General features: G+C 62.8%; 13 protein-coding genes. 8 read left to right on the top strand and 5 right to left on the bottom strand.

Annotated features, from left to right (window positions below; translation table 11 throughout):
- Nucleotides 1-47: 47 nt before the first annotated feature.
- From HF916_RS28615 to HF916_RS28600, 4 genes are all read right to left on the bottom strand, one after another.
- Entirely contained in the window at nt 48-1,340 is a 1,293-nt protein-coding gene (locus HF916_RS28615; RefSeq protein ID WP_168792282.1) for an MFS transporter, read from the bottom strand.
- Nucleotides 1,341-1,595: 255 nt separating this feature from the next.
- Nucleotides 1,596-1,907, bottom strand: a complete 312-nt coding sequence (locus tag HF916_RS28610; RefSeq protein WP_168792281.1) for a high-potential iron-sulfur protein — start codon at nt 1,905-1,907, stop codon at nt 1,596-1,598.
- 252 nt (nt 1,908-2,159) lie between these two features.
- The gene (locus HF916_RS28605; RefSeq protein WP_168792280.1) at nt 2,160-3,266 is read right to left on the bottom strand and encodes an NAD(P)/FAD-dependent oxidoreductase; all 1,107 of its coding nucleotides are present in this window, start codon (nt 3,264-3,266) and stop codon (nt 2,160-2,162) included.
- A gap of 420 nt (nt 3,267-3,686) precedes the next feature.
- Complete coding sequence (locus HF916_RS28600) at nt 3,687-4,664, bottom strand: AAA family ATPase (protein WP_168792279.1); 978 nt, start codon at nt 4,662-4,664, stop codon at nt 3,687-3,689.
- Nucleotides 4,665-4,932: 268 nt separating this feature from the next.
- On the opposite strand from HF916_RS28600, the gene HF916_RS28595 reads away from it, so the two are divergent.
- Nucleotides 4,933-5,460 (top strand): hypothetical protein, encoded by a 528-nt coding sequence (locus HF916_RS28595; protein ID WP_168792278.1) that lies wholly within the window; start codon nt 4,933-4,935, stop codon nt 5,458-5,460.
- An 88-nt stretch (nt 5,461-5,548) separates the two neighbouring features.
- A complete protein-coding gene (locus HF916_RS28590) occupies nt 5,549-6,346 on the top strand; it encodes an endonuclease/exonuclease/phosphatase family protein (RefSeq protein ID WP_012431452.1) in 798 nt (265 codons plus the stop codon).
- 28 nt (nt 6,347-6,374) lie between these two features.
- On the opposite strand, the gene HF916_RS28585 is transcribed toward HF916_RS28590, so the two are convergent.
- Nucleotides 6,375-7,307, bottom strand: a complete 933-nt coding sequence (locus HF916_RS28585; protein ID WP_206002049.1) for an aldose 1-epimerase — start codon at nt 7,305-7,307, stop codon at nt 6,375-6,377.
- 389 nt (nt 7,308-7,696) lie between these two features.
- Between HF916_RS28585 and HF916_RS28580 the strand changes: the two genes are divergently transcribed.
- The 6 genes from HF916_RS28580 (at nt 7,697) to HF916_RS28555 (ending at nt 15,332) form a co-directional block, all read left to right on the top strand.
- Nucleotides 7,697-8,749, top strand: a complete 1,053-nt coding sequence (locus HF916_RS28580) for a LacI family DNA-binding transcriptional regulator (RefSeq protein WP_168795686.1) — start codon at nt 7,697-7,699, stop codon at nt 8,747-8,749.
- 113 nt (nt 8,750-8,862) lie between these two features.
- Nucleotides 8,863-9,882, top strand: a complete 1,020-nt coding sequence (locus HF916_RS28575) for an ABC transporter substrate-binding protein (RefSeq protein WP_168792276.1) — start codon at nt 8,863-8,865, stop codon at nt 9,880-9,882.
- A 433-nt stretch (nt 9,883-10,315) separates the two neighbouring features.
- On the top strand, nt 10,316-11,890 hold the full coding sequence (locus HF916_RS28570) for a sugar ABC transporter ATP-binding protein (RefSeq protein WP_168795685.1): 1,575 nt from the start codon (nt 10,316-10,318) through the stop codon (nt 11,888-11,890).
- Nucleotides 11,880-12,917, top strand: coding sequence for an ABC transporter permease (locus HF916_RS28565; RefSeq protein ID WP_240975746.1), 1,038 nt, complete (start codon nt 11,880-11,882; stop codon nt 12,915-12,917). Before HF916_RS28570 ends, HF916_RS28565 begins: the two co-directional genes overlap by 11 nt.
- Before the next feature lie 36 nt (nt 12,918-12,953).
- Nucleotides 12,954-13,913, top strand: coding sequence for an ABC transporter permease (locus HF916_RS28560; RefSeq protein ID WP_168792275.1), 960 nt, complete (start codon nt 12,954-12,956; stop codon nt 13,911-13,913).
- A gap of 648 nt (nt 13,914-14,561) precedes the next feature.
- Nucleotides 14,562-15,332, top strand: coding sequence for a ferredoxin--NADP reductase (locus HF916_RS28555; RefSeq protein ID WP_168792274.1), 771 nt, complete (start codon nt 14,562-14,564; stop codon nt 15,330-15,332).
- Nucleotides 15,333-15,746: the final 414 nt, after the last annotated feature.

The following is a 15,746-nucleotide window of genomic DNA, read 5'->3' as shown; positions in this document are numbered from 1 at the left end:
AAGAGCCCGCAGCCGGCGTCAAAGCCTGGCTCAAACCCGTCCGCCGTTCAGGCCGGTTTGCGATGCGCGTCGAGATCCGCGTGGCGCTTGCCCGGAATGCAGGCCACCGCGACGATCGACAACGCCAGTCCGCCCATCACGTAGTAAGTCGGCGCGAGGGGCGAGCCGGTCGTGTTGATGAGCCACGTCACGACGAACGGGCCGAAGCCGCCGAACACCATCACCGCGATGTTGTAGGCAAGCGATAAACCGGTCGAGCGCACGTTCGCCGGAAACAGCTCTGCGATCAGCGCGCCGAACGGCCCGTAATAGCCGGACAACGTGATCGACAGCAGCGCCTGCACGAGAATCAGTTTCGACACGCTCGGCTCCGCCGCGAGCCACGCGAAGAGCGGGTAAATGATCACGAGCGTAATCACCAGCGACCACAGCGACAGCCCCTTGCGCCCGATCCGGTCCGACCATGCGCCGGCCAATGGCGACAGCACCGTCAGCAGCAGGTTGCCGACGATCACCGCGTAAAAGGATTGCGCGAACGGCAGCTTGAGTTGATTGACCGCGAAGGTCGGCAGATAGCTGATCAGCACGTAAATCGTCACCGTGAGCGCGATCACCGAGCCGAGTCCACAGAGCACGTCGCGGGTGTGAGTCCTGAAGACTTCGCCGAGCGTCGCGCGCCGCGCGGTTTTTTGCGCGAGCAGAAACGCTTCCGAATCCGCGAGATGCCGGCGGATATAAAAGCCAATTGGACCGATGATCAAACCCAGAATGAACGGCACGCGCCAGCCCCAGGATTTCAATGCCTCGGGCGACAGTCCGCGCGTGATCAAGGCGCCCACCAGCGCGCCGAGCAGCAGCGCCGCCGCCTGGCTCGCCATCTGCCAACTGCCGTAGAAGCCGCGCTTCGAAAACGGCGCCGCTTCGATCAGCAACGCCGTCGAACTGCCGAATTCACCGCCGGCGGAAAAGCCTTGCAGCGAGCGTCCGACTACGATCATCAACGGCGCGCCGATGCCGATCGCCGAATACGGCGGTGCGATCGCCAGCACCAGAATGCCGAGCGTCATCAGCGCGATGACGAGCGACAACGCCGCTTTGCGTCCCGCGCGATCCGCGTAGAGTCCGAGTACGATGCCGCCGATCGGCCGCATGACGAAGGCGACGCCGAACGTCGCGGTGGCGAGGAGCAACGACGAATAGTCGTTGCCGGCGGGGAAGAACAACTGCGCGATCACCACCGTCAGAAAACCGAACACGGTGAAGTCGTACCACTCGAGTGCATTGCCGATCACAGCCGCGACGACGGCTCGCGTATGAAGGCTCCTTGACGCTGGTGTCATTCGGATCTCCAGCCTGCCAAAAGTATCCTGTAGTGCGTCGTTTTAGTGCAATGCCGTATTAGCGCGAGCGAGAAAAAAGAGCGCGAGACGTAGAGGTCGCCTTGGAGTGTAAAGAGCGCACAAGCGGTTTTCAAGCAGCAAAAAGACGTCTGCCGCGCGGGGTGGCAGACGTCTGAATGATGGGACCTCGAATGCGCACTGCCATGTTGCGGCGCATTTCGCGCAACACTGAGCGCGTGTGCGGCTGATGGGTAATCAGGCCTTCTTGTTATATGCGCTGCACCAACCCTTACTCGCGACCTGCTTGCCGGCGAACATCGGGCAGCCGCCGTAGGCGTCGGTCGGCTTGGCCTGGTAGAAACTGCAGTTGCCGCAGTCCTGGCCCGCTGCGTACTTGGCGAATTTCGCCTTATCGACTTTACTGGCGTCTGCCTTGTAGCCGAGTGCTTGCGCGGTCGGATCGGTTTCGGAGACTTTCGGTGCGTCGGCGAATGCCTGGCGCGACAGCGCAAAGGTGGACGCCACACCAATGCTGGTGATCAAAAACGTACGACGGGAAGGTTTCATGGGGACTCACTCCATTTATATTGACTGATCGCCGTTCTAGTGACAGCGGTCCCCAAGGATAGCAATGAAGCCGTCACGCGTGACGGTCCAAATGATAGAGATAACCGAATTGGTACGACTCTGCGTCTGAATGTCGCGCGGAATGCGAATCGATCGCAGGCGAGGTGAGCGCTCCCGGTGAAGCGCGCGATGCGCGAACCGCGCACGAGTCGAGCGCTCGCAGTGAAACCGTCGCTGCGAACCGCGCTCAAATCACGCGCGTCCGCTCAACTCGCACACTCGCTGCGCGATCGCGAGCGACGCCGTCAATCCCGGCGACTCGATACCGAACAGATTGACGAGTCCACGCACACCATGCGCGGCCGGACCTTGAATCACGAAGTCGGCGGCAGGTTCGCCCGGACCGGAAAGCTTCGGACGAATCCCCGCATACGCGGGCTGCAATGCGTCGTCCGGAAGCGCGGGCCAATAGGCGCGAATCGCCGCATAAAACGATTCCGCGCGACGCGGATCGACGTCGTAATTGATCGCATCGACCCATTCGACATCGGGACCGAAACGCGCCTGGCCGCCGAGGTCGATGGTCAGATGCACGCCGAGCCCGGCCTCGTTCGGCATCGGATAGATCAGGCGGCTGAATGGCGCGCGCCCCGAGATGCTGAAGTAGTTGCCGCGCGCGAGATAGAGCGGCGGCACATGGCGCGCGTCGAGTCCGCGGATCCGGCGCGCCAGTGCATTCGCCTGCAAACCGGCGCTGTTGATCACGCAAGCTGCGCTGATCGTGGTCGGTGCGCCGCCGCCCACCTTGATGATGAAGCGGCCGTTGCTCGCTTCCATCGCTTCGACCGGCGCGTGAAACGCACACACCGCGCCGTCGCGTTCGGCGTCTCCCTGCAGCGCCAGCATGAATTGATGACTATCGACGATGCCCGTCTGCGGCGAGAACACCGCGTCGACACATTCGAGCGCGGGTTCGAGCGCTTGAGCCTGGTCGCCGGTGATTCGCATCAGGTCGAGCACACCATTGTCGCGGCCTTTGACCATGATGCTTTCGAGCTGAGGAATCTGGTTGCGTGACGTGGCCACCAGCAATTTGCCGCAACGTGAATGCGGCACGTTGCGCTCGACGCAGTAGTCGTAGAGCATCTCGCGGCCGCGCACGCAAAGCGCGGCTTTGAGCGAGCCGCGCGGATAGTAGATGCCCGCGTGAATCACCTCGCTGTTGCGTGAGCTGGTGCCCACGCCGATCGCTTCGGCCGCTTCCAGCACGATCACGTCGCGGCCTCGCGCCGCCAGTGCGCGCGCCACCGCGAGACCGATCACGCCGGCGCCGATCACTACACATTCGATTTGGTCCATGTCCCTTGACGCGGCCAACGTCGCCGCGCGCTACCTCGTTCACCCGATCAAGATGAAGACAGGGTGCGGCTTTCGCGCGACTTACACCGCTCGCTGCCGAACGCACCTGTCCATTCGCAACCGCTACGCAAAATTGTACGACGCCTTACAGACACAAATGCCCGCAGTCGGTAATGACTGCGGGCATGCGGTCTTGAGCGGGTCTCAAACATAGCGGCCGGACTTAATTAGTGTACGCCGTCGGGGGTCGCGGCGCTCGCTTCTTCGTATGTGGGACGAATGTGAGGCGCTGCCGAGGCTGCATCTCACTAATAGCAATAATTGCCGCGGCATTCAGTGTGTTTCGGGCAGAGATTCCTGGTTTTGGCCGCAAAAAAGCCGCCCGAAGGCGGCTTTCCTACGAAAAAGTGGCAAAGATGCTCAAAAACCGATGGGTTTTCGCCGGTTTCCGTGGTCCAGGCGAATGTCGCCCGCTTCGACATGATCCCGTCCGTCGATACGCGCCGCGCCGAAGCCGTTGAGAATCGCGCGGCGCATTTCACGCGGCGACGCCCGCATCAGCGCATCGAGCGCGGCGTCGCCGAGCACCTCGGGAAACCGCAGGCCCCAGTTGTGCGCGCAGCGGATCTCGTCGTAGATCGCCTGCGCGATACGGCGCGCGCCGTCGCGATCCGGCGGCGGAATCTCGTACACGTTCATCCGGTTCAGGATCGGCTCGGGAATCGAGCGTTCGTCGTTCGCCGTCGCGATCCAGATCACATGGCCGGCGTTGATCGGAATCTCGGCGAATTCGTCGATGAAAGTCTGCGCCGTGTCGTGCTCCAGCAACGCATACAACGCGCCGAGCGGATCGTATTGCGAATCGCCGGTGGCCTTGTCGATTTCGTCGACGGCGATCACCGGATTTGCGTAACTGCCGTTCACGAGCGCATCGAACACCTTGCCGGGTTTCGCGTTCTTCCATTGCGACGAGGCACCCGACAGAATCCAGCCCGCGGTCAGCGAACTCATCGCCACGTACTGATACGCGGTGCCGAGCAGGCGCGCCAACTGCTTGGCGAAGTGAGTCTTGCCGATGCCGGGGTCGCCGAGCAGAAGGATCGGCATCAGTTCGAGCCGGTCTTCCGTCTCGAGACACAAGGCGACCTGTTTGCGGATGTCGTCGAGCGGTGCGGAAAAGTTGGGCAGCGCGTCGATCAGATCGTCGATCGACGGCATGCGGTTCGGCTTCACGCAAAAGCGCAGATTACCGATTTTCAGCATCTTTTCGTAGGTTGCGCGCAGTGCTTCGTTCGCGCCTTCACCGAGATCGTTCAGCGCGGTTTCGACCTGATCGAGGTCGTACACCCTGCTGAAAGATGCCACGGCGATTTCTTGTTTGACCATTGCTGTTGTCATCGCTCACCCCGTCTGGCTGGTCTTGCTGCTGCGGCGCCTGATGGGCACCGTTTCAGGTCCAGTGTAACGAGGACATATTCGCGTGCAAGCCAGCAGTCTCGCGACTCTGCTGCTAACAGCGGGTTGTTTTTGGTGATTCCCAGCCTTATCTGAAATGGATTGTTGCTGAACCCGGCCCCGTTTGACGTGTCAGAAAGGCGTTGCGCCCATCGGGGGTAAGATGGCCTTCTGACTACGCGGCCGGATCTCGTGACCGGAGAATTCTTCTATGTGGAAAACCAGTATCGTGGCCGTGTTGCTCGGCACTTCGTTGCTTGCGAATGCACAACAAGGCGCACAGCAAAGCGCACCACAACGCCCAGCGCAGCAGGTCGTGCAATGGCAGTTGCAGGTCATGCGCGACGGCCAGCAAATCGACGCGTTCGACGGCACCACCACCGTCGGCCAGGCGCGTACGGACACGCATCATCAGATGGTGCAGCATAGCGTCGGCTGCAAGGATCAGCCCGCCGGCAGTATCGATCTGGCGCGCACGCTGACCGTCTCGCCGCTGCAGGCGGATGCGAGCGGGGTCACCTTGTCGATCGACGCGCAGGAAACGTTTGAGGAAAACGCCGCGCGTCAAACCGATACCGGCTGCAAGCTGCCGCCGCAACCGCGCCAGGTGAGCGCGAGCCATCCAGGTCTGAAGGTGGCGACGGGGCAATGGGCCAGTTGGACCATCGTCGACAAAGACCCGAACCTGGTCTACCGCGTGCGTGCGAGTCTCGCGGACAGCGCAAACACGGCAAACTGATCGAACTGATGCAAACAACACGCATCAGAACACGCAAACGGCACGCGACTAACCAACGCCCCCAACCAGAACACGTGGACAACGCGGCATGCGAAACCCCGAAGAATTGATCCGCGAGAGCGTAGCGCCCAAGGATTTCGTTGCGGTGAGCTGGAACCTGCATAAAGGCCGCACACCGCTCGGCTTTCAGGCCTGGCAGGCCATGCAACGCTGGGTGCAATCGACCCACGCGGACGCCTATTTTTTACAGGAAGCGATGGCGCGACGCATGCCGTCGCCGGTGCTGGCGAGCAGTTTCGGCTCACCGCTCGCCGATCCGTTGAGCGATGTATGGCATTGTCAGGCCACTGAAATCGCGCGGGCGCTCGAACTCGAAATCGCGCTCGGACCGAACGTTTTCAAACCGTCGTGGCGGCATGGCAATGCGATTTTGTCGCCGCATCCGCTGGATCTCGGCGGACGCTGGGACATCTCGGCGCATCGCTTCGAAAAGCGCGGTTTGCTGGTGGCGCGCGCGACTTTCGGTGGTCATTCCGTCACGCTGCTGTGCGCGCATCTTGCGCTTACACGCTCGGCCCGCTTGCGTCAGATGAACTGGATCGCGCACTGGATCGCGAAGGAAGCGCCCGAAGGTCCACTTGTGTTGGCCGGCGACTTCAACGACTGGCGCAACGATTCCGTGCCGCTCTTCGGCGAACATGGTTTGCAGGAAGTGGCCACGCTGCTCGGCGAGTCGGGTCGTACCTTTCCGGCTTTCTCGCCCGCACTCGCGCTCGACAAGATGTTCGTGCGTGGCATGAAGCCGATCGAATGGATCCAGCCGACGCAGGAAACCGCGTGGCTCTCGGATCACTTGCCGTATATGGCGCGCTTGCGAGTCGAATAGACGCTAACCCGAGCGCACGCGCCGCACGTTAGTCCTTGTGCGGCGTCCATTTCAACGTCGCGGCAATCTCCTCGCCCGGCTGCAACACGCAGCCGCCCACATGCTCACGCAGGCCGACCGCGTTGAAGCAATCCGTGGTGTTCGTCACCGGTTCCACGCACAGTTGCGCGTCGTTGGCAGGCGCGAACACCACCATGTGATCGAACGGCGCGTCGGCCGTCATCGTCAGTCGACGGTGTTCGTCGGGCCACGCAATGGTCGCCTCGCGCGACCAGTTCGCGAAGTTGTTGTCGAGATCGAAAGCGTCCGGCGACATACCTTCGCGCAACGCGTTCACAGCGGGATGCGGACCGAGATGCGTCGGCAATACGTCGGCGTCGGCGTGCCACATGGCTTCCACGTCGGCGTACACGCGAGTCTGCGCAGTGCGCGGATAGTACGGGTGATGCCCCATGCCGAACGGCATCGGCTGCCCGGCCAGGTTTTGCGCTGACAGCGTGATACGCAATGCACCGCCGCTCAACTCGATACGCTGCCGCGCGCGATAGCGAAATGGCCAGTCGCCGGGTATGCGCGCATCCGGCTCATGTTCGAAGTGCAGTTCCACCGAGCTTTCGGTACGCGCCCCGACTTGCCAGGGATGCCGCCACGCATTCCCATGCAGCGCGTGGGCGAAACGCGTGTCGTTGCCGGCGAGATCGATCGTGCGGCCGTCGAAGTCGAAACGCGCGTCGCGAATCCGGTTGCAGTAGGGAAAGAGCGGAAAGCTCGCCATGCGCAGCGGATCGCGTTCAGCGAACGCCGCCGCCGAGGCCGGCCGCAGCCAGTGCAACGGACCGTCGGGCGTCGTTTCATAGAAGGCTGCCAGCGCGCCGCCTACTTCGGGCGCGATCACGGCACGCAGCGCGCCAGCCGAGAGCGTGACGACCGTGGCCACGACCGCGGGATCGTCGAGCCACATGAGTCCGGTCGCGAGCGGCCGGATCGAATTCAAGGAAACGTCGCGCATGGTCAGAAAAGGCGGTGCCTCGGGCGGATGGCGGCATGAACACGCATCGGTGTCTCCTATGACGTGCCGCGCACAGCGCGCGGCCGGCGAACTGTCAGAATCCGCGCGACCGAGAATCGCACGCCAGAGCCCAACCGTCAATATTATTAGTAATAAATTTGTCGGACAGGGCATGATGCAGGAGGCGAATCAAGCCTCCCAAATGACGGGTTACCGCGCGTTGCCGTGCGCATATTATTAGTGGTACCGTCAAGCACCAAGATGCCCACGGCATGCCCCAGCTTTAGCGCCGCTGCAGCGCGGCCCGCACAATGAAAAAATCGACTCAACGCCGTCCGACCATGACCGATATCGCCAAGCTCACTGGCGTGTCGCAATCGACTGTCTCGCTGGTGCTGAACAACGCGACCGGCGCGAAGTTCTCGGAGACTACCCGCAACAAGGTGCTGAAGGCCGCGCACGACCTCGGCTACCGGCTGTCGCTGCGCGAGCCGGTGTCGGCCTCGGCCGATGAACGCAATCTGATCGTCTATCTCGCCGACGAGATTTCCACCAGTCCGCATCCGGTCGTAAACATCGACGGCGCGCGCGATGCGGCCTACGCCAGCGGCAAGATGCTGGCGGTCTATTCGACGCACGGCAACGCCGACATCGAGAAGCAGGTGCTGGATACCACGCTGTCGAATCCGCATGTGTTCGGCGTGATCTACGCGACCGTCTATACGCGCAAGGTGACGCCGCCGGCGGCGCTGTCGCAGGTGCCGACGGTGTTGCTCAACTGCTATACGGGCGAAGGCGGGTTTTCGTCGGTGGTGCCCGCCGAAGTAGCCGGCGGCCATCTGGCGACCGACTATCTGCTGCAAGCCGGACATCGGCGGATCGGTTATATCAACGGCGAACCCTGGCAGGATGCCTCGAAGGACCGTCTGAAAGGCTACCGCACCGCGCTCGCGACCGCCGACCTGCCCTACGCGCCGGAAATGGTGCGCGACGGCGACTGGAGCTCGGGCCTCGGCTTCGAACTGACGCTCTCGTTGATGCGCGAGCCCAATCCGCCGACCGCGATTTTCTGCGCCAACGACCTCACCGCGATCGGCGCGATCGAAGCCCTGAAGCAACTCGGCCTGCGCGTACCCGAAGACGTCTCGGTGCTCGGCTACGACGACCAGGAAATCGCCCGCCACACGCATCCGCCGCTCTCGACGGTCGTGCTGCCGAACTACGAACTGGGACGCTGGGCCGTCGAAACCTTGCTGCAGGAAGAACACAACCGCGCCGCCGGCGCGCCGGTTCGGCATCGCATGGTCAAGCTCGACGGTCCGCTCGTCGAACGCGGCTCGGTCAGGGTAATTACCGAGGCAAAAAAGCCAATAATTAATATTATTAGTGATTGACCGATAATAATTCTGGATGGAATAATCGGCACGTCCGGTAGGGCAGATCAACGCCGGCCGGCAGGAGAAATTAAAAGCAAATACACCTACCTCACCAGGTACTGGAGGAAGACATGGCGTCGCTCAACACGCAGTCGCGCAGACACGTGCGCAAGCAGCAGATTCGTCCGCTGGCGGGTTCGCTGCTGGCTCTGGCAATCGGTTTCGGCGTCGCCACCGCGCACGCCGACGACGCGCTGCCGAAGTTGCCCAGCAAGACCCCGCTGAAGGTCGGCTTCGCGCAGACCGAAAGCAACAATCCGTGGCGTCTGGCGGAAACCAAGAGCTTCAAGGACATCGCCGCGAAATGCGGCTGGCAGTTGGTCATGACCGACGCCAACAGTTCGAACTCCAAGCAGGTATCGGACATCCAGAACATGATCGCGCAGCACGTGGATCTGCTGGTGTTCCCGCCGCGCGAAGAAAAGCCGCTTGCGCCGGTCGTGCTGCAAGCCAAGAAGGCCGGCATTCCGGTGATCCTGGTCGACCGCGATGTCGATCAATCGGTCGCCAAAGCGGGCCGCGACTACATTACGTTCATCGGCTCGGACTTCATCGATCAGGGCCATCGCGCGGCTGACTGGCTCGTCAAGGCGACGGGCGGCAAGGCGAAGGTCATCGAACTCGAAGGCACCACCGGCGCGTCCGCCGCGAACGATCGCAAGAAGGGCTTCGACGAAATCATCGCGAAGAATCCGGGCATGACGATCATCGCGTCGCAAAGCGGCGATTTCGCGCGCGACAAGGGCCGCCAGGTCATGGAAACGCTGTTGCAGGCGCATCCGGACGTGACCGCGGTCTACGCGCATAACGACGAAATGGCGCTCGGCGCGATCGCCGCGATCAAGGCCGCCGGCAAGCAGCCAGGCAAGGACATCCAGATCGTCACGATCGACGGCACCAAGGGCGGCATGGACGCGATCGCGGCCGGCGAACTCGGCGCGAGCGTGCAGTCGAGCCCGTTCTTCGGCCCGCTCGCCTGCGACGTCGCACAGCGTTACGCGAAGGGTGAAAAGATCCCGACGTGGGTCAAGGTCTCCGACCGTTTCTACGACAAGAGCAACGTGCAGCAGAGCATGCAGTACGGCTATTGAACTGGACGCATTGCTGTATGCGCGGTTTTGAAGTTTGAGCGCCGTGCCTTAGCGGAGCGTCCACGCGCTCCGGCGGCGCTCCGAAGGAAGTCCCCCGCCCCGAAGCAGGTCCCTGTTTAAGGCATCGGAATCGGGGGATTGCCTCGCAGGACGTCCCCGCCCCGAATCTGTCTCCTCGGGGGGCGGGTGACGGGAAGGGTTCGGAGCGACGCGTTCGTGGCAGCACGAGCCGTCGCTTCGCTTTTATGCGGCGTAACATGATTCGACGACACCGCCACCATCAGAGCCCGAACGAAGGGCCGCACCGGCTCGCACGTGCAATGCCTAGCGCGCACGCGGCAAATAAAGCAGCACACGCATCAGGAGGACACCCGTGACGGAATCCGGCACGCAGACGCCACACTCTCCCCTTACCCATTCGCCGCTGCTCGAGATGCAGGACATCGGCATCAGCTTCGGCGGCGTACCCGCGTTGCGCAGCGCCAATCTGAGCGTCGCCGCCGGCGAAGTGCATGCGCTGATCGGCCAGAACGGCGCGGGCAAATCGACCATGATCAAGATCCTGACCGGCGCGTACCGGCGCAGCTCGGGCAGTGTGCGTTTCGAAGGACGCGAAGTCGATTTCCGCACGCCCAAGCAGGCACGCGAAGCCGGCATCAGCACGATCTATCAGGAGATCAACCTGGTGCCGTTCCGCTCGGTGGCGGAGAACATTTTTCTCGGCCGCGAGCCGCGCCGCTTCGGACTGATCGACTGGCGCGCGGTGCAGCAACGCGCCGCCGCGCTGCTCGAATCGTTCGGTTTGCAGATCGATGTGAAGAAACCCGTCGGCCGCTATTCGACCGCGATCCAGCAGATGGTGGCGCTCGCGCGGGCGGTGTCGTCGGATGCGAAGATGGTCATCATGGACGAGTCCACGTCATCGCTCGACGAACGCGAAGTGGAACTGCTGTTCACCGTGGTGCGCAAGCTGCGTGACGACGGCCGCGCGGTGATTTTCGTGTCGCACCGGCTCGACGAACTGTACGCGCTGTGCGACCGCGTCACCGTGATGCGCGACGGCCAGACGGTCGCGCAAAGCACGATGGCCGACATGGACAAACTGCAACTGGTCACGACGATGCTCGGCCGCACGCTGGCCGCCGTCGTGCAGGACGACGCCGAGGCGCGCGAAGCGAACCTCGCGCGGCGCGGCAAGCAGGCGATTGCGGTCACGCATGTGAGCGCGCATCCCAAGGTGAGCGACGTCTCGCTGGAAGTCCACAGCGGCGAAGCAGTCGGCCTCGCGGGCCTGCTCGGCTCGGGCCGCACGGAAACCATGCGCCTGATGTTCGGCGCCGATCCATTGGAGCAAGGCACGCTCTCGATCGGCGGCGAGAATGTGGCGCTGAAGTCGCCACAGGATGCCATCGCGCGCGGTCTCGCCTATCTCACCGAAGACCGCAAGGCCGAGGGCATCGTCCCCGAGCTCTCAGTGCGCGACAACCTCACGCTCGTCTGTCTGCGCACGCTGGCGAAGAACGGCGTGGTCGACGTGAAGAAGCAGCAGGCGATCGTCGATCGCTTCATTGCGTCGCTCGGCATCAAGCTGCGCTCCGCCGATCAGCCGATCCGCGAACTGTCGGGCGGCAATCAGCAAAAGGTTCTGCTGGCGCGCTGGCTTGCGGCCGAGCCTTCTCTGCTTCTACTCGACGAACCGACGCGCGGTATCGACGTCGGCGCCAAAGCGGATGTGGCGAAGATCGTGCGCGAGTTGCGCGACGCGGGCCTCGCCGTGCTGCTGTCCGCTTCCGAACTGGAAGAACTGACCGCCGTGGCCGATCGCGCGGTGGTGATCCGCGACGGCCGCACAGTCGCCGAACTGAACGGCGCCGACATGAGCGAGAGCGCGATCATGGACGCCATCGCCTACGGCAGCGACGGCCATTCGCAACTGGCCGAAGCCGCGCAAACGGCAAGCGCAGCACACATCGAAGACGCGTTGGAGGGCGACCGTCATGGCGCTTAAGTTGCACACCGAATCGTTGCATACCGAGCCGCGGCTCGGCGAAACCGCCCAGCAGATGACGGCCGCGCCGCCCGCCACCCCGGCAACGACGGTGCGTAAATGGCGCCACCTCGCCATGCAGCGGGAAGTCATTGTTCTGCTCGCGATGGTGCTCTTCAATCTGATCTTCACGCCGCACTTCTGGTCGCTGCAAACCTTCAACGTCAACATGACGCAGGTGGTGACGATCGTGATCGTCGGTATCGGCATGACGCTGGTGGTGGCGACAGGCGGCATCGATCTGTCGGTGGGCGCGTCGATGGCGATCTCCGGTGCGCTCGCGCCGATGCTGTTCCTGAACATTGCCGGCCCCGGCGGCATCGCGCTCGCGTTCGTGCTGCCGGTGCTGGCCGCCGCACTGTGCGGCGTCTTCAACGGTTTTCTGGTGACGAGGTTATCCGTTCAGCCGATTGTCGCAACGCTGGTGCTGTTCATCGCCGGACGCGGCATCGCGCAAGTGGTCACCGACGGCAGCTTGCAGGCGTTCAATACGCCCGCCTTCCAGTGGATTGCGCTCGGCAAGGTCGCGGGCGTGCCCTTCCAGGTGCTACTGATGCTGGCGCTGGTCGCCGTGTTCGTGTGGGTCGTGCGCAAGACGCTGTTCGGCCAGTATCTGCTGATCACCGGCGGCAACGAAAAGGCCGCCTATCTGTGCGGCGTGCCCACGGCCACCGTGAAGTTGATCGCCTACACGCTCTGTGCGGCGCTCGCAGGACTGGCCGGGTTGATCTCGATCTCCGTGAATTCGTCCTCGGATGCGAACGTGGTCGGACTCGGCGTCGAGCTCGATGCGATCGCGGCGGTCGCCGTCGGCGGCACGGCGCTGACGGGCGGCAAAGCGTATATCGGCGGCACGCTGATCGGCGCGCTGATCATCCAGTTGCTGCGCTACACGCTGCTCGCGCACGGCATTCCGGACGCGGCGGCGCTGGTAGTGAAAGCCGGCATCATCGTCGCGGCGGTGTATGTGCAGCGGCGCTCGCGGTAACTCACGCGCCTCAGAGAAAATTCCGGACTCGAAGCGATGAAAAAGAATCTTCCTATCCTGCTCGCACTGGCCGCGCTCGTCGTATTCGGCCTCGTGCGCTACGAGCATTTCGGCTCGGCGTACAACATCACGTCGTTCTGGCGCTACAACTCGATGTTCGCGCTCATTTCGGTCGGCATGGCGTTCGTGATCATTACGGGCGGCATCGACCTGTCAGTGGGTACGGTGGCCGCGCTCGCGAGTGTCGTTGCTGCGCTGACCAGCGTGTACGGCGGCTGGGTCGCCGTGCTGGCGGGATGCGCCGCAGGGCTCGCGGTGGGCGTGCTGAACGGACTGATCATCACGCGGCTGAAAATCCTGCCGTTTATCGTCACGCTCGCGACGAGCCTCGGCGCGCACGGCGTCGCGCTGCTGCTCGGCAAGAACGATGCGGTGTCGATTGCCGCTGAGTCGAACTTCGGCAACTTCGGCCAAGGCGATCTGTTCGGACTGCCGATTCCGGGCATCGTCGCGGCGGCGGCGGCGCTGGCCGGCTGGCTCGCATTGCGTAGCACGCGCTTCGGCCGGCATTCGCTGGCGATCGGCGGCAGCGAGGAAGCCGCGCGGCTGATGGGCCTGAACGTCGACCGCACGCTCGTGATGGCGTATGCGGTGAGCGGCCTGCTCGCCGGCATGGCGGGCGTGATCCTCGCCGCGCAGTTCGGCGCGGGACAACCCAATGAAGGCGTCGGCTGGGAGCTGTTCGCGATCTCGGCGGTCGTGCTCGGCGGCACGTTGCTCACAGGCGGCGAAGGCTCGATCGCGATGACGATTGCCGGCGTGTTGCTGCTCGGTCTGGTATTTAACCTGCTGAACTTCGAGAACGGGCTGGGGTTTATCAGCTTGTCGGCGTACTGGCAGTCGGTGATTCGGGGCGTTTTCCTGCTGCTGGTGATCGTGTTGCAGGCTCGTGTGCTGAAGCAGCGCGAGAAAAAGCGGGTTGTGGCTGCGGCTTGAGCGGCTGATTCACGGGGCGTGGCTGATCGATACAGAGTGAGTTCGCTGCGATTGCAGGCTCACTTTCGCGACCTTCGGAGTAATCAAAACTGAAAATGCCTGAGTCCTTACCACAATTGGGATTCTGGCGTTTTTATCAACCGCTTATCCGCCATTGTGTACCAACCCCGGCACGGTCAGGGCAGACTAGACAGAACCCACGCCATGCGCACGCCGCGCGCCGTTTCCTCACCGTTCGTTACGCTTTTGCCAGTTTTATCAGCAGGGTCAATGCTGCAGCGCACGGCGGGTTTCGGTATCATCCTGAAAATGTTGCCCGCGCGGCGCGCCTACCCGGCGCATCCCAGACAACCGATGGCAGCCGCCTTGCGCGGCATTCGCCCATCGCCGCACCCCTGCTGAAGCGCGTAGCCGCACCACGCCAACGTATTCCGCGGCGCCGATCGCAAAGACAGCCGGCGCCGACGCTTCCAGGTCCGGTAACCCGCTTCACCACGCTCAACCGCCGCGCCGCAGCCCTCAGGCAGCGGGCGCGGTAAAATAGCGGATTGCGCGTGATTCCCGTATGGGTTAGCGCAGCATCGCCCTTGCCGTGCCGGCCGGCTCAAAACGACTGGCCGCCCTTGTTTTCGCACTATCCAAGAAGCCATGAGCAACCTGAATTCACAAACCGTCCTGAGCGTCCATCACTGGACCGATACGCTTTTCAGCTTCACCTGCACGCGCGATCCGTCGTTCCGTTTCGAAAACGGCCAGTTCACGATGGTGGGCCTCGAAGTCGACGGCAAGCCGCTGATCCGCGCCTACAGCCTCGCGAGCGCGAACTACGAAGAGCACCTCGAATTCCTGAGCATCAAGGTGCAGGACGGCCCGCTCACGTCGCGTTTGCAGCATCTGAAGGTCGGCGACGAAGTCCTGATCGGCAAGAAGCCGGTCGGCACGCTGATGGCCGACAACCTGCTGCCGGGCAAGACCCTGTGGCTGTTGTCCACCGGCACGGGCCTCGCGCCGTTCATGTCGATCATCAAGGATCCGGACATTTACGAGCGCTACGAGCGCGTCGTGCTCACGCACACCTGCCGTTTCGTCGACGAGCTGGCGTACAAGGAATACATCACGGATCACTTGCCGGCGCACGAGCATCTGGGCGAGCTGGTTCAGGAAAAGCTGCTGTACTACCCGACTGTTACGCGCGAAGCGTTCCAGAACCGCGGCCGTATCACCGAGCTGATCGAAACCGAAAAGCTGTTCGCCGACCTCGGCGTGCCGGGCTTCTCGCTTGAAAACGACCGCGTCATGCTCTGCGGCAGCCCGCACATGCTGCGCGACACGCGCAAGCTGCTCGACGACGCAGGTTTCCAGGAAGGCAGCAACAACTCGCCGGGTCACTACGTGGTCGAAAAGGCCTTCGTCGGCTGAGTCACGTTCCGATCTTCCGGCCCGCAGTCGCGAAATCAGCAAAAGGAGCCTTCGGGCTCCTTTTTTTTGCCCAGTTACAATTTGGCGTCCTTGGACTGACATTCGGCGTCGGTATTCTTCCTACAAACCCGGTGTTGCAATTCATCAACCATTGCGTGAAATGTAGGCGCTAACCCTTGGTGTGACTGCATTTTTTCTTTTAATGAGATATCATCGCGGCGCATCATCAGTCGAATCGACACGCCTGTCGTGGCCTATCCGCCATGTTACTGAATGTAAATTTCGTTACGTCATACTGTAGCGATTCGTCCGTTGCGCCCTAAGCGCGACGGCCTGCACCTGGAGGCTAGAGACCCACATGCGTTCTTTCGTCTTCGCGCCGCCGTTGCGCACCCGCGTCGCTGTCCACAGCGC

The organism is Paraburkholderia aromaticivorans, from assembly GCF_012689525.1.
GTDB lineage: Bacteria > Pseudomonadota > Gammaproteobacteria > Burkholderiales > Burkholderiaceae > Paraburkholderia > Paraburkholderia aromaticivorans_A.
This window is presented reverse-complemented; position numbering and strand designations above follow the sequence as displayed.